Raw genomic sequence first — 14,885 nt, forward strand, 5'->3', positions numbered from 1 at the left:
CGGACGCAGAGTCTTAGTGCGGTGTCTATCAGTTCCCTACGCCAGTGCTAACTGAATCAGGTTCAACGGGTCTCACCACTTTGGTGATCTCAGCGAAAACGCTCCCCGACTAATGAGAAAGGACATTGTTATACAAGCGCTGTTTTTTTTCCAGAATTAAAACGTGAGCTCATCGACTTAAACGAAAAATACCACCGCGTGCGCTTATTCTCTTGGTGAATGAGTTTGGTGTTTTTTAAGGAAGGATATGCCATCACAAGGATAAAATTCTGGGCACAAAGTAAAAATGTGAATGAAAATTCTTGTTACATATTGAGTATTTTTGAGTGGTGACTCGAAGTGGGTTTATTTTTTGAACACAAAATAAACGCCAAGTTCTATTAATTGTTCTCGATGTTCACACTTTTATAACAGGTGGGAGCAGCGTCATTAGACCTTTCAGGGAAAGAGAACAAATAATGAAAAATCTATTATTAGGGGTATCGGCGGTTGCTTTGGCGGTAAGCCAAAGTGTCAATGCTGCGCCAGCAAAACCCTCAATTGACGTCTGGGGCTCGAATAATCTGCAGTTTTCGAAAATCCAATTGGCTATGGAGACCACCTCTGGCTACGACCAGATGGTTCAATACAACGATCTAGCAGAGATTAAAATAACATTTAATCAGTGGAGTGGTATTACTGGAGATACTTATAACATCTACTTCGATGGCAACAAGGTGGCGACAGGACCAATAACCGGTAGCCAAACAACCGCTACATTTGGTTATGGTCAGGGTGGCTTGTATCAAATGCAAGTGGAAGCGTGTGACGCAACGGGATGTAGCAAAAGTGCGCCAATGGAGCTGGTGGTTGCTGATACTGATGGCTCTCATCTAGCCCCTTTGACAATGAATATTGACCCCAACAACAAGTCTTATAATACCGACCCCAATATGGTCGTCGGCACCTACTTTGTGGAATGGGGAATTTATGGGCGTGACTACACAGTAGACAACATTCCGGCGGACAACTTAACCCATATTATCTATGGTTTTATCCCGATTTGTGGTCCTAATGAATCGGTGAAGTCTGTGGGGGGCAATAGCTTTAATGCCCTGCAAACCGCCTGTAAGGGCATGCAAGATTTTGAAGTGGTTATTCACGACCCTTGGGCAGCGTATCAGAAAAGCTTTACTCAAGCTGGTCATGACTACAACACGCCAATTAAAGGCAACTATGCCATGTTAATGGCACTAAAGCAGCGTAATCCCGATCTTAAAATTCTCCCTTCCATTGGTGGTTGGACTCTTTCAGACCCATTTTACAGCTTTACCGATAAAGCCAATCGAGACATATTCGTCGCGTCCGTGAAACGCTTCCTCAATACGTGGAAGTTCTATGATGGCGTTGATATCGATTGGGAGTATCCGGGTGGGGATGGCGCTGCGCCAGACTTAGGTGACCCAGTAAACGATGGTCCGGCTTACATCGATTTGATGAGCGAACTGCGAGCTATGTTGGATGAGCTTGAAGCAGAAACAGGCAGAAAGTACGAGCTGACTTCTGCGATTGGCGTTGGTCATGACAAGATTGAAGACGTGGATTATGGCAAAGCGATTCCATATATGGATTACATCTTTGCCATGACGTATGACTTCTATGGCGGCTGGAATAATGTTCCTGGACACCAAGCCGCGTTGTATTGTGGCAACTTTATGCGTCCTGGGCAATGTGATGGAACGGGTGTTGATACCGAAGGAGTTCCTTACAAAGGGCCAGCCTATACTGCGGACAACGGTATTCAGTTATTGTTGGCTCAGGGTGTACCTGCGAACAAGTTGGTATTGGGTGCTGCCATGTATGGCCGAGGTTGGACTGGGGTAACACCTGATACTTTAACTGACCCTACGGATCCTATGACTGGTGTTGCGACCGGCAAACTGACGGGTTCAACAGCTCAAGGAGTATGGGAAGATGGTGTCATTGATTACAAAGGCATAAAAGCGTATATGCTTGGTCCGGACAACACTGGCGTCAACGGTTTTGAGTATGGTTACGATGCGATGGCTGAAGCAGCCTATGTCTGGAATCAAACAACTGGTGATTTGATTACTTTCGACGATGACCGCTCAGTGAAAGCGAAAGGTGCTTATGTTCAAAGCCTTGGACTTGCAGGCTTATTTTCATGGGAGATTGATGCTGACAATGGTGACATTCTTAATGCAATGCATGAGAGTCTAGCTGGCGGAACACCAAGCAATCGTGCACCTGTTGCCAGTGCTGGTGCAGACCAATCAGTTCAAGGCCCTGCGACAGTAACATTAGATGCTAGTGCATCACGCGATAGTGACGGCTCTATCGTAAGCTATAACTGGGTGCAAACTGGTGGTGACGCGGTGGTTCTTGTTGGTTCCGATACGGTTCAAGCAAGTTTTGATGCTCAAGAGGTCACTGCGACACAGACTTATCAGTTTACGGTGACGGTAACGGATAATGAAGGTGCAACGGCCACAGATGTGGTCATGATTAACGTCACTCCAAAAGTTACCATTCCAGATAATACTGCGCCGAACGTGGTCATTACTGGCCCGACTGCTGCTAGCGCTAATGAAGCCGTGGTGTTAGATGCCAGCGCATCAACGGATGCAGAAAACGATACTTTGAGTTTCAGTTGGCAGACACCCAATGGTCTAGATGTATCAGTTCTAGGCAGTTCAGTGAGCTTTTCGGCGCCCAGTGTTTCTGCCGATACGAGTTACACCTTTACTGTGACCGTTAGTGATGGCTCACTAAGTGCCAGTCAGACTCATACTGTTACAGTGAGTGCCGATGGAGCAATTGGTGGTACTTGTGAAGATAACTGGGATGCGGCAGCGGTGTACACTGGTGGTGATCAAGTGACTTACCAAGGCCAGAACTACAAAGCCAAATGGTGGACGCAGGGCGAAGATCCTACAAAAACAGGCGAGTGGGGTGTCTGGGAAAATACCGGCGCATGCCAGTAAGAAAGACGAGAACTCAATAGCTAAGTGCTAGAACCAAAATCGCCACCTAATATTAGGTGGCGATTTTCATTGAAGCAGGGAATTAAGCTGACTGCTCTGCCGTCGTCAGGCGATATTGAACCATATCTTCAATCGTCAGCACTGGCATGTTATGAAGCTTACCAAATGCAACGATTTCTGGAGCTTTCGCCATTGTTCCATCAGGGTTAGTGACTTCACAAAGTACACCAAATGGTGATAGACCAGCCATTTGCATCAGGTCAATGGTCCCTTCGGTGTGACCACGACGAGTTAATACTCCACCTTGCTTCGCGCGTAGCGGGAAAACGTGTCCTGGACGAGCGAGATCTTCTGGTCGAGCACCAGCTTGACATGCTGTCTTGATGGTTGTGACACGATCAGCTGCAGAGACGCCAGTTGTCACCCCCACTTTTGCTTCGATAGAGACGGTAAATGCAGTTTGGTTAGCACTGTTGTTGTTCTCAACCATTGGCGGTAAGTCAAGTTGCTTGGCTTGTTCATCAGTAATACACAGGCAAACAATACCACTGCACTCACGAATCATGAGCGCCATTTGCTGGTTAGTTAAGTGATCAACGGAATAGATGATATCGCCTTCATTTTCACGATCTTCGTCATCGAGTAGCAATACACCGCGACCTTCGCGAAGGGCTTGTAATGCGATTTCAACGCGCTCTAGTGGGGTGCCGAATTCAGATAGCAATGAAGTTTGGTTCTGATTCATGGTAATACTCCTAAATAAAAATACCAGAATCAGGGCATAGGTATGGGGATCATGTATGAAAATACACAGATCCAAAAGATAGATGAATGACACCCGCATTGCAGTAAAGCAAGGAAGTATCATTCTATATTTACAACATGCGCAGCAATACGCACAGTGAACTCTAGTGAGTACTCACTACAGTATCTGTAAATATTATTATCCTCTCCCATCCGGACTTTAACCGTCGGCTCTGGATTCTCACCAGATCTGCTGACCTTAACTCCATAAAGTTAAGCGCTCGCGGGCTTATCAAACATTGATTTACCGCCGGTGGGGAATTTCGCCCCGCCCTGAGAATAAAAGTTAATGTCTTAACGACTTGTAAATGGTAGCGATTTTTTTACAGCTTGAAAAGCAGCAAGAGTCGCATTAATTATAATTATGACTCCAAATATCACCGCTTGTTCTACACTGAATCTTTTCGGTAGCCAAATAGCTACCTTCGTCACTCTATTGAGTTGATGAGTGTGATAAACATGCAGCCTTGCCAAAATTAGGCGGCAGATATGTGTGCCCGATTTAAAAAGAGAACAAAATGCAATTAACGCTAGAAACAGAACGACTTATTTTACGCGACTTTCAACTGGGTGATATCGAGGCATGGCTCACCATAACGTCTCATCCCAAGTATCAAACCTTCTATCCAAAAGAGGAGTGCTCGCCAGAGTTCAATGCGCATTTACTGGAAATGTTTGTCGAGCAATCAGAGCAGCGTCCACGCACCAAATTTCAACTGGTGATTGAGGGGAAAGAGAGCCATCAAGTTATTGGCACGGTTGGATTTCGTTTAGAGGCTGATAATCAAGCATCTATTGGCTTCGGTTTAGCGGTTGATAGACAAGGACGAGGCATCGCGGTCGAAGCCATGTCTGCTTTAATTGAGTTTGGTATTGGTCAATTCGCTCCGACAACCATCTTCGCCGAAACCAAAGCTGGGAATAAGGCGGCCATTGCTGTTTGCCGCCGATTAGGGCTCAAACAGTCCTTAACAGAAGCCAATCCAATCGAAGATATGGATGTACTACGACTAGAGTTAATGGTGACAGTTGACTAACTTGTTCGTCGCTTTCTTGTCATAAGCGCGACGATGAGAGCGACAAATAAGCCGGCTGACACCAACCAAACGATCGCTCGGTGTTGATGATAAAACTGCTGGAATAACTGTAGGTGGTCAAAAGCAAAATGAGTGAGTAAACCAAAGACAGCAACCCAAATCGTGGTCGCGAGAGCGTTCCCTAATAAGAACTCATTGCGTGGCATTTTTGCTACGCCACACGCTAGTGGCATAAACTGCTTCATTCCTTCAACGAAACGACTGATGACTAAGCATGCAGGACCATAGCGTTTTATCATCGATTGAAGCTTTTGCATTTTAGGGCCTGAAACATAGCCCTTCTTATCCAGCCATCCCTCAAAATAGTAGCCAATCATATAGCCGCAAGTATTACCCAAAAAGCAGCTTAACCAAGATATTGAGAGGACTAAGGTTAGATTCATAACCTGTTGCGAAGAGAGTATTGAAGCCGCAATCATCAAAGATTGTCCAGGCATGGGAATACCAATACCTTCTAAAAAGATACTGACAATAAGAGCGAAGTAGCCGTACTGCTCAAGTAACGGTTTCATTGCGATCAAAAGGTCGTTGATATGTTGCAAATGCGGTATCCAAATAATGAAGATCTACTGATAGATACTCCTGTTGTTCCAGTTCGTCAATCAAAGTCCCGGTAAAACATACACCTCGCTGCTGAGCAATCGATTAACAATCTTCTCTTTACTAAATAACTGACAGGTGACATGGTTGACGAACTTTGTACATGAGAAAGGAAGATAAGATGCAGGATAAGTGTCAAGTTGTATTGCCTGGAAATCGGGCGATTACACCCGCAGAGATGTTTTCGCAAATGGCAGTCTGGTGCGAGCAAAATGATGTAAAGCATGACAAATATGGTGAAGGGGAGTTGATACAATCCTTTGAACGTCAAGTTGCAGAGCTTCTCGGATTTGAAGCCGGACTATTTGTAATTACTGGCACCCTGACACAACCCACTGCGCTGCAAATTGCCTGCGAACAGCGAGGCAGTAACAATGTGGCAATGCATCCTTCCTGTCATATCTATATCCATGAAAGCCAAGGCTATCAGTTACAAAATCGTTTTAATGCCTTGCCCGTCGGCAAACCTTATGAGCCTTGGAATGTGTCATCGCTTTTGCAAATTCCAGACACGCTTGGCGCGGTTGTTTATGAGTTACCAATGCGAGAAATCGGTGGGCAGTTACCTAGCTTTGGTGAATTAGATGCGATTAAAAACCACTGTCAAACCAACAACATTCACTTACATATGGATGGAGCGCGGCTTTGGGAGTCCGCTGCGCATTACCAGAAGTCTTATCAAGAGATCGCTAATGGCTTTGATTCGGTTTACGTCTCTCTTTATAAAGGTATCGGAGGTTTAGGTGGCGCGATGCTGCTTGGTGATAAAGCCTTCATTGATAAAGCGAGTGTTTGGATGCACAGACAAGGTGGCAGTGTTTATCAGCGTTCTCCATATGTTGTTGCTGCGGCGATGCAATTTGAATCCCGCATTCAAGCGCTTCCTACCTTATTCGAGCGCACGCTTGAGCTCTACCAAATGTTGGGAGATTACCCATCACTCACTCCGAATCCAGAAGCTCCGCAAGCAAATATGCTACATATCCACCTGCCAATTAGTCAGAAGAAAGCCATTGCCCTTCGCGATACCTTAGCGCAACAGCATAGTGTTTGGATTGGCAACCCCCAACAAGGAATGATTGCGCAGCAGAGCTATATTGAGTGGTATGTTGGTGACACATTGCTTCAGATGCCAGACGATGAGTTGAAAGGATATCTCACGCTCATTGAGCAAGGTTGCCAGTAGTACGAGTAAAACCTGCAACCTTTTGACCACCAGTAAGCTTTTGGGCTATGGGTGGTCAAAACCAAAAATCTACATTATGGAAACTCAATTCACTGAAAACAAAAAGGGCGATAACTCTTAGAGTTATCGCCCTTTCCAAACGTTTGGTGGAGCTGGCGGGAGTTGAACCCGCGTCCAGAAACCATTCATCATTGGTACTACATGCTTAGTCGATCTTTAATTTCACCACCAACCTGCGAACCGACACGCTAGTTAATGGCTAACCTGAATTATAATTCGCCGTTCATCTCTCAGGTGGGAAAATCCGGGCTAGCGCGTTTGGGTTTGATCTCTCGTTATTCCCCGTCTTACGTGCGGAAGCTAGGGCGAGAGAGCTCTGAGCAGGTTATTAAGCTGCTAGTGCGTAGTTTTCGTCGTTTGCGACTATTTTTTTGCGGCTTTTTACGTGGCCAACCGCCCCACGGCATGCACCTCAGACTGCAAAATTCCTGTCGAATCCTAAATCAGCCCCAAAGTGTTCCTTGCATAGTACCAGAAAAGCTTACGCTGTCTAGCTTTGCAAGTTCAAGTGGTCACTATTAACGCAAATTACTCTTCATAATTCGTGCTTTATCGCGAGCCCAATCTTTTTCTTTAAGATCAGCACGTTTGTCGTGAAGCTTTTTACCTTTCGCAACACCGACTTTGAGCTTCGCCCAAGAGCGAGACCAATAAAGTGCCGTCGCTACTAATGTCATACCATCACGGTTAACCAAACCAATAAGTTTGTCTAGTTCACGACGGTGCATCAGTAATTTACGAACGCGAGTCGGTTCCGCTACGATGTGTGTAGAGGCTTGGTTAAGTGGAATGATAGACATGCCACTGATGTACGCCTGACCATCACGGATATAGACATAACTTTCTGCGATATTAGCTTTGCCTTGGCGAAGTGATTTTACTTCCCATCCTTGCAGCTCAATTCCAGATTCAATTTCGTCTTCGATGTGATATTCGTGGCGAACTTTTTTGTTCTGAGCGATGGTATTGCTACCCGCTTTTTTCTTTGAATTCTTTTTTACCATAATGGAGTCATTATAAGGTCTGTTTTTGGATTAAGGAAAGGCTTTTATGTGCTTGATTGATAAATTGGCAACAAGGGAGCGTGCTTGATTATGACGAAACGTAAGGTCGAGTAACTTGAGCTAACTCAAGGTAAACAGTAGAATCGGAGGCAGCCTTTTATTTTGAGGAAATTTTATGCAACAAGTGACGCGTTCAGCATTGGTGATGTTTAGTGCTGATCAAATGTTTAACTTGGTCAATGATGTTGACAGTTACCATGAGTTTTTGCCTGGTTGTTCTGGCTCTCGAGTTTTGGAGTTATCGAACTCAGGTATGGTGGCGTCGGTCGATGTATCAAAAGCCGGGATCAGTAAAACCTTTACGACAGCGAATACCTTGGTGCATGGCAGCGAAATCTTGATGGAATTGGTCGATGGCCCGTTCAAAATGTTAAAGGGAGTTTGGTCTTTTATTCCACTAGATGATCAAGCTTGTAAGGTAGAGTTAAAACTTGAGTTTGAATTCTCGAGCAAAATGATTGAATTGGCGTTTGGTAAAATCTTTCATGATGTGACCAGTAACATGGTTAACGCGTTTACTAAGCGTGCCAAAGAGGTATACACCTATGAGTGCTGATAATCAGTTGATCCATGTCGAAGTGGTGTATGCACTACCTCACGAGCAGCGTGTGTTTCAACTGGTTGTAAATCACGAGTCAACGGTTGAAGAGATCATTCAAAAGTCAGGCGTTTTAGCGGTTTATCCTGAGATTGATCTTGAAAGCAATAAAGTTGGCGTGTTTAGTCGTAATGTTAAGCTGGACGCGACAGTACGAGATAAAGACCGTATTGAAATCTATCGTGCTTTGCTAGCTGACCCGAAAGAAATTCGACGTAAGAGAGCAGAGCAGGCCAAAATGGCTGGAACCGCTGACCCAGTTACTGGTGGAAAGCCTGCAGCGCAGAGAAAGTCTGAATCTACATCCAGTTAGTGGTGAGGTTTAAAAGACTCAAATAGAAAAGCTCGCTAAATGCGAGCTTTTTTGATGTCTAGTTTAGGCTTTCGTAGAACTGGTCACTGGCTTCATAATCGCCAGAGATACTGGTGAGAGTGCCTGTTGCATCGAAGTTGGCAACTAGGTTACGTTGCACGGGATCATCGTGACCTTTCGTTGCATGGTAAATGTAATACCAAGTATTTGGGTAGCCATTTTCAATCAGCATAGGTGAGCCAAGTACGAAACGAACTTGTTCTTTTGTCATGCCGAAACGTAGCTGTTCAACAGCCGTTTGCTCAACAAAGTTACCTTGGTTGATATCGATACGATAAACGATTTTTTCGATCACTGAACATCCTGTCAGCACCGTGAGCGCGAGTGGTAATGCGATCAACCACTTTTTTAATTGCATAGCTTTAATTTACGACTTTGATTTTTGAGACTGCAAAGATAATAAACAAGGATGAAGCAGAAGTAAAAACTTGTCTGTCTTAGATTGTAACTAGAGACGCTATTTTATGAGTTAGCTTACAATCCTTGTTTAAAAGAACAATCCGATGGAACTATCGTAAAGTCTCGCAATCACGCTGCAATTAATAGCTCTTTCGCATTAGCCAGCGTGCTATCAGTAATCTGGCTACCGCCAAGTAACCGTGCTAATTCACTGATGCGTTGTTGTTCGTTCAGCGTCAACATACTGGTCTCGGTTTTGTTGGCTTTGGTGGTTTTCGTGACAAACAACTGCTGATGACCATGGCCCGCGACTTGAGGTAAGTGGGTCACGCACAGTACTTGAGTTGATTCTCCGAGCTTACGTAACATTTTGCCTACGACTGCTGCGGTTGGACCGCTGATACCCACATCTACTTCGTCAAAGATGAGGCTAGGTGTGTCTACTTTTTGTGCTGTAATGACTTGAATCGCGAGTGAGATTCGAGATAGCTCACCGCCAGAGGCTACTTTTGCGATTGGTTGCATTGGTTGACCAGGGTTGGTGGAAACAACGAATACCACGTTATCCATACCGGTTGGTGAAGGATGCTCATGCTGGAAGTCGACGGTGATCGCGAACTTGGCTTTCTCCATGCTCAATTCATGCATGCTTTGTGAGATCAATTTGTTGAGCTCTTTCGCGTAGCGTCCACGAGATTTGCTTAGTTTTTCACATGAGCGCACGTAAGCGTCGAAATGTGCAGATACTTCTTCTTCCATGGCTGCTAGTTTTTCATCGGAGCAGTCCAGAGCTTCAATTTGTGCTAGAAGATCTTGATGATGTTGGTACAGCTCTTCTGGCATCACATGGTGTTTTCGAGCCAGAGACATAATTTTTGAAAAGCGCTCTTCTACATAGGCCATACGCTCAGGGTTAACATCGATCTTATCAAGGTAACTACGCAGCTCTGTATTGGCTTCTTCCAACTGAATCATGGCTTCTTCAATCATATTGGGAAGGGCAGTTAACTCATTGTCTAACTCGGCAAGCTGAACCAGTTTACTGCTCACAGTTTGTAGCATACCTAATGCGTTGACTTCTTCACCTTCATAAATGATATCAATTGCTTGCTGGCAGGTGATGGCCAGCTCTCCGCTATTAGACAGACGTTTGTGTTCTTGTTCTAATTCGGGAAACTCTTGTTCGCCAATCGCTAGCTCATTAAGTTCTTTTATTTGGTACTCTAAAAGTTGAAGCTGAGCGAGGTTGTTAGCACTGTTTTCTTTTAGTTGGGATAGTGCAATATCGGCACTGCGCCATGCTTGGTATTTATTGCGAACTTGTTGCAGTAGATTGGTGTGACCCGCGTATTGATCAAGCAGTGACAATTGGTAGTCGCCTTTCATCAACTGGTGATGAGCGTGCTGACCATGGATATTAATTAGAAGTTGCCCCAATGACTTTAATTGAGATAACGGAACAGGGCTGCCATTGATGAAGGCACGCGAACGACCTTCTTTAGTAATGGTGCGTCTTAAAATACATTCAGTGCCATCAAACAAGTCATTATCTTCCAGCCAACGTGTTGCTTGTTGGTTGTTTTCGATAACAAAAGCTGCGGTGACCTCGGTTTTATCTTCACCAGCGCGAACGGCTCCTGCTTCCGCTCTGCCACCTAAGCAAAGTCCTAGTGCATCAATCGCAATCGATTTACCTGCGCCAGTTTCGCCGGTGATGGTTGTCATACCTGTACTGAGTTCTAACTGCAGAGATTTTACAATGGCAAAATTATTAACACTTAGATGAGACAGCATTTTTAGTTACCTGTTTAAATGAACATTACTGTATGTAAATTCAGTATATACTGTTTCTTTATACAGTAAAGTTGTACAGGTGTTTTTTTATGTGATTGAACGCACTGTTGTTGAATTTGTCGTCAATTTTAACGCGAGATAAGAAAACCCCAGCATCATTTGCTGGGGTTCATCAATATGATTTTTAAAACAATTTGCTTGACCAGCCAAGCTTGTTTCTTAAGACGTGGTAATAGCTATAGTCTTTAGGGTGAATCAGCTTCAGACGATTTGGACTTTGGTAAATATGAATCTCATCACCTGGGGAGACAGGTAAGGAGATTTGCCCGTCACAACTGACTTCTTGAGTGCCTCGGTTATCCGGAGAGACAATCAGCTTAATGCGACAGTTTGCATCGACAACTAAAGGGCGACTAGAGAGGGTATGAGGAAACATCGGCACCAGTGAAATCGCATTAAGGTTCGCGGACAGAATAGGGCCGCCTCCGGAAAGCGAATAGGCTGTTGAACCCGTTGGTGTGGAAACGATTAGCCCATCAGAGCGTTGGCTAAATGCAAAGGTATCATCGATGTATACCTCAAACTCGATCATATGTGCGACTTGTCCTGGGTGAAGGACTGCTTCGTTGAGAGCGGCATTATGACTCTTTATCTGGCCATGACGATGAATTTCGGCTTCAAGAAGAAATCGCTCTTCTTCACGAAATTCCCCTTGAAGAACAGCTTCAAGAGAGGTTTCAAACCCTTCTGGATTTAAATCGGTCAAAAACCCTAAGCTACCTCTATTGACACCAATAACCGCAACATCGAAGCGCGAGAGAACTCGTGCTGCTCCGAGCATGTTACCGTCACCACCAACCACAATGGCGAGATCAGCTTCACGTCCAATACGGACTAGGCTAAAAAAGTGTTGTCGTGGGATATCGACGAGAATGTCGATAAGCCGGTCGTCCACCAATACTTTGTAGCCTTTAGAGGTGAGCCAGTGAAACAGTTCTTTATGGGTCTGAACGGCTTTCTGTGCTCTTGGTTTGCCTATGATGGCGATCACCTCAAAGGGTTTTTTCATATCACTTCCAAACTAATAGTGCTTGAATCACAAATCTTCATCCCCATAATATACCCAAAGTATGTATATATGCAGTGTTTGGTATGATTTTGATCCAAGTTTTATGGGCAAGTCATATTCTACATTGCCTTGAATTGTGTATTCCGGAGAAACCATGAGCAACGAAGAAAATAAGGTAAACCAAGAAGAGCTGCACACGCAAGAAGCGGAAGCGAAGCAAGCTGACGCTGATGTAGTTGGTTCTGACGCTGATGTTGAGTGGAACGAAGAATCCGAGCAAGATATTCAAGAATCGAAAATTGCTCAACTAGAAGCAGCTCTGCTAGCGAGTGAATCTAAAGTAAAAGAGCAGCAAGATGCTGTGCTTCGTGCAAAAGCAGACGTTGAGAACATGCGTCGCCGCACAGAACAAGAGATCGACAAAGCACGTAAATATGCACTGAATAAGTTTGCTGAAGAGCTGCTTCCGGTTATTGATAACCTCGAGCGCGCTATCGCTGCTGCTGACACAGAGAATGAAGCGGTAAAACCGATTGTTGAAGGTGTAGAGCTAACTCACAAAACGTTCGTTGATGTGGTAGCTAAATTTGGCTTGAAAGAAATCAACCCAGAAGGTGAAGCGTTCAATCCAGAGCTGCATCAAGCGATGTCTATTCAGGAAAGTGCTGATCATGAACCTAATACCGTTATGTTTGTTATGCAAAAGGGTTACGAGTTAAATGGTCGCGTGATCAGACCAGCTATGGTAATGGTGTCTAAATAACAAGCAAACAGTTAGGGATTGACACTAGAGGTTTATCCCGCTTGTTTTTGATTTATAGAGAAATGAAGCCTTATGGGCTTCATTTTTTTTAGTTATTTATTCTAATAACCTTTGAAAAAATAGGTGATAGTATTTTAAATTTTGGATAACAAAATGTAAAATTAATGCTTTATTTTGAGCTTTAGATCTGTAAGATGCCCTGAGCTTTCTATTAATAAGAAAGTAAATAACTATAAAAACACAGGGACTAAACACAACATTCTGGAGTTTATGAATGAATAAATCACTATCCCAAAAGATCTTTATAGGTCTATTTGCTGGCCTACTAATCGGTACAGCGATTCAATACTTATTCGCAGGTGTCAGCATTTTTGACCAATACCTACTTGGTTTTGCTGAAGGTGTGGGCGGCATGTTCGTCTCGCTTATCAAACTGCTGGTTGTTCCACTCGTATACGTTTCTATTGTCTGCGGTATCGTAGAACTTAAAGACATCAACTCTTTTGGCCGTTTAGGCGGTAAAACTTTTGCGCTTTATATTCTTAATACTGTAGTCGCTATCACTTTTGCTTTGACAATCGGTATGATCGTTCAGCCAGGCGCAGGTGCAAACCTTGGTGGTACAGTCGCTCAAGCCGTTGAGATTACGTCAACCACAACCCCTGATATTTTCTCAATGATCACCAATATCGTTCCAAGCAATCCGATTCAGGCATTTGCAAATGGCGATATGTTGCAAATCATCTTTATGGCAATTTTGACAGGTCTTGCCATCCAAGCATTGGATAAGAAGGGTGGTCCTGCTGTAAATGCGTTCAAAGTAGCGAACGACATCATTATGAAGCTAATTGGCCTAGTCATGAGCCTTGCTCCTTATGGTGTGTTTGCTCTTATGATTCAACTAGGTGCAACACTAGATGCTGGTACGCTAGCTTCAGTGGCAGGTTATGTGGCACTGGTTGTTGGTATCCTTGTGCTTTGGATTTTTGTTGTGTATCCATTAATGGTGGGCGCAACAACCAAGATGACCCCATCACAGTTTATCCGTGCGACTCGTGAGCAGGTACTGTTCTCACTATCAACAGCAAGTTCGAACGCTACGATTCCAGTAACGATGCGTACTTTGACGGACAAAATTGGTGTGTCTAAATCGGTAGCAGGCTTTGGTGTTCCGCTAGGTGCAACGATGAACATGGCAGGGGCATCTATTTATATTGCTATCGCGACCATCTTTATTGCCAATGCGTTTGGTCAGCCAATTCAAATGAGCGACCTATTTACACTAGGTTTCACTGTTCTATTGCTTTCTATAGGTGCTGGTGGTGTTCCTGGTGGCGGCGTTGTCATGATCGGCGTTATCCTGCACCAACTAGGTTTGCCACCAGAAGGCCTGGCTATTGTTGCTGCAGTTGACCGTATTAATGATATGTTCTGTACAAGTTCTAACGTTGTTGGTGATACTGCAGTTAATACGATTGTAGCGGGTAGCGAAAATGAGCTTGATGTTGAACAAGGTTCGGAAGCTCAACTTGCTGAAAGCCGTGCTTAATCACGTTATTTAACGATTTGCAAAGCGGAGCCTTAAAAGCTCCGCTTTTTTTATGGATAGTCATGCTTTCAAGGGGTTAGTTGCCCCTTTTATAGACAGTTTTTAATTTCTTCGGCAAAAAACTTAATTTTTTTTACCTTCCTCCCTTGAAAAGCATTTTGCAGCCCTTATTTAAGGTTCATACATAAAACAAACCTATTGCGAGCGGGTGTATTGCCGGCTCAACGCTCCATACTGGAGCTTGCAAACGAAACAATAGAATTTATTCGGAGATAGCCTGATGGGTAAAATCATTGGTATTGACTTAGGTACTACTAACTCTTGTGTTGCTGTTCTAGACGGCGACAAACCACGCGTAATCGAAAATGCTGAAGGTGAGCGCACAACCGCATCGGTTATCGCTTACACAGACGGTGAAACGCTAGTAGGTCAACCTGCAAAACGTCAAGCAGTTACAAACCCAGAGAACACGCTATTTGCTATTAAGCGTCTTATCGGTCGTCGTTTTGAAGACGAAGAAGTTCAGCGTGATATCGAAATCATGC

The 14,885-nt window shown here is 44.2% G+C and carries 14 protein-coding genes, 1 other RNA gene and 2 riboswitches; of the genes, 8 read left to right on the forward strand and 7 right to left on the reverse strand.

What is annotated here, in order from left to right; all coding sequences use genetic code 11:
* Nucleotides 1-16: 16 nt before the first annotated feature.
* Nucleotides 17-118: riboswitch (TPP riboswitch) on the reverse strand.
* A gap of 340 nt (nt 119-458) precedes the next feature.
* A complete protein-coding gene (locus AWH66_RS14985; protein WP_063604015.1) occupies nt 459-2,984 on the forward strand; it encodes a glycosyl hydrolase family 18 protein in 2,526 nt (841 codons plus the stop codon).
* Nucleotides 2,985-3,066: 82 nt separating this feature from the next.
* On the opposite strand, the gene ribB is transcribed toward AWH66_RS14985, so the two are convergent.
* Nucleotides 3,067-3,729, reverse strand: coding sequence for a 3,4-dihydroxy-2-butanone-4-phosphate synthase (ribB, locus tag AWH66_RS14990; RefSeq protein WP_063604016.1), 663 nt, complete (start codon nt 3,727-3,729; stop codon nt 3,067-3,069).
* 196 nt (nt 3,730-3,925) lie between these two features.
* Nucleotides 3,926-4,073: riboswitch (FMN riboswitch) on the reverse strand.
* Between the two features lie 233 nt (nt 4,074-4,306).
* On the opposite strand from ribB, the gene AWH66_RS14995 reads away from it, so the two are divergent.
* Nucleotides 4,307-4,825, forward strand: coding sequence for a GNAT family N-acetyltransferase (locus tag AWH66_RS14995; protein ID WP_063604017.1), 519 nt, complete (start codon nt 4,307-4,309; stop codon nt 4,823-4,825).
* Here the strand turns inward: AWH66_RS14995 and AWH66_RS15000 are convergent.
* Nucleotides 4,822-5,427: a DedA family protein gene (locus AWH66_RS15000; RefSeq protein WP_240495625.1), complete on the reverse strand. Its 606-nt coding sequence runs from the start codon at nt 5,425-5,427 to the stop codon at nt 4,822-4,824. The two genes, AWH66_RS14995 and AWH66_RS15000, sit on opposite strands and share 4 nt — an antisense overlap.
* A gap of 179 nt (nt 5,428-5,606) precedes the next feature.
* On the opposite strand from AWH66_RS15000, the gene AWH66_RS15005 reads away from it, so the two are divergent.
* Nucleotides 5,607-6,671 (forward strand): threonine aldolase family protein, encoded by a 1,065-nt coding sequence (locus tag AWH66_RS15005; protein WP_063604018.1) that lies wholly within the window; start codon nt 5,607-5,609, stop codon nt 6,669-6,671.
* 144 nt (nt 6,672-6,815) lie between these two features.
* Here AWH66_RS15005 and ssrA read toward each other — a convergent pair.
* Together ssrA and smpB are read right to left on the reverse strand one after the other, a co-directional pair.
* Nucleotides 6,816-7,182: a transfer-messenger RNA gene (gene ssrA / locus AWH66_RS15010) on the reverse strand.
* Between the two features lie 67 nt (nt 7,183-7,249).
* Complete coding sequence (smpB, locus tag AWH66_RS15015) at nt 7,250-7,735, reverse strand: SsrA-binding protein SmpB (RefSeq protein ID WP_006072527.1); 486 nt, start codon at nt 7,733-7,735, stop codon at nt 7,250-7,252.
* 175 nt (nt 7,736-7,910) lie between these two features.
* On the opposite strand from smpB, the gene AWH66_RS15020 reads away from it, so the two are divergent.
* Nucleotides 7,911-8,351, forward strand: coding sequence for an SRPBCC family protein (locus tag AWH66_RS15020; RefSeq protein WP_063604019.1), 441 nt, complete (start codon nt 7,911-7,913; stop codon nt 8,349-8,351).
* Nucleotides 8,341-8,706 (forward strand): RnfH family protein, encoded by a 366-nt coding sequence (locus AWH66_RS15025; protein WP_006072524.1) that lies wholly within the window; start codon nt 8,341-8,343, stop codon nt 8,704-8,706. The genes AWH66_RS15020 and AWH66_RS15025 overlap by 11 nt, the downstream gene beginning before the upstream one ends.
* 58 nt (nt 8,707-8,764) lie before the next feature.
* On the opposite strand, the gene bamE is transcribed toward AWH66_RS15025, so the two are convergent.
* The 3 genes from bamE to nadK all read right to left on the reverse strand — a co-directional run bounded on the left by bamE (nt 8,765) and on the right by nadK (nt 12,028).
* Entirely contained in the window at nt 8,765-9,124 is a 360-nt protein-coding gene (gene bamE, locus AWH66_RS15030) for an outer membrane protein assembly factor BamE (protein ID WP_063604020.1), read from the reverse strand.
* Between the two features lie 170 nt (nt 9,125-9,294).
* Entirely contained in the window at nt 9,295-10,959 is a 1,665-nt protein-coding gene (gene recN, locus AWH66_RS15035) for a DNA repair protein RecN (RefSeq protein WP_063604021.1), read from the reverse strand.
* Between the two features lie 184 nt (nt 10,960-11,143).
* Entirely contained in the window at nt 11,144-12,028 is an 885-nt protein-coding gene (nadK, locus tag AWH66_RS15040) for an NAD(+) kinase (protein WP_006072517.1), read from the reverse strand.
* 154 nt (nt 12,029-12,182) lie between these two features.
* Between nadK and grpE the strand changes: the two genes are divergently transcribed.
* The 3 genes from grpE to AWH66_RS15055 form a co-directional block, all read left to right on the forward strand.
* Nucleotides 12,183-12,791, forward strand: a complete 609-nt coding sequence (grpE, locus tag AWH66_RS15045; protein ID WP_006072516.1) for a nucleotide exchange factor GrpE — start codon at nt 12,183-12,185, stop codon at nt 12,789-12,791.
* A 274-nt stretch (nt 12,792-13,065) separates the two neighbouring features.
* Nucleotides 13,066-14,340 (forward strand): dicarboxylate/amino acid:cation symporter, encoded by a 1,275-nt coding sequence (locus tag AWH66_RS15050; protein WP_063604022.1) that lies wholly within the window; start codon nt 13,066-13,068, stop codon nt 14,338-14,340.
* Between the two features lie 280 nt (nt 14,341-14,620).
* Nucleotides 14,621-14,885 (forward strand): Hsp70 family protein (locus tag AWH66_RS15055; protein ID WP_167360960.1); only part of this gene is annotated, 265 nt, incomplete at its 3' end.

It is taken from the genome of Vibrio barjaei (genome assembly GCF_001639065.2).
Classification (GTDB): Bacteria; Pseudomonadota; Gammaproteobacteria; order Enterobacterales; family Vibrionaceae; genus Vibrio; species Vibrio barjaei.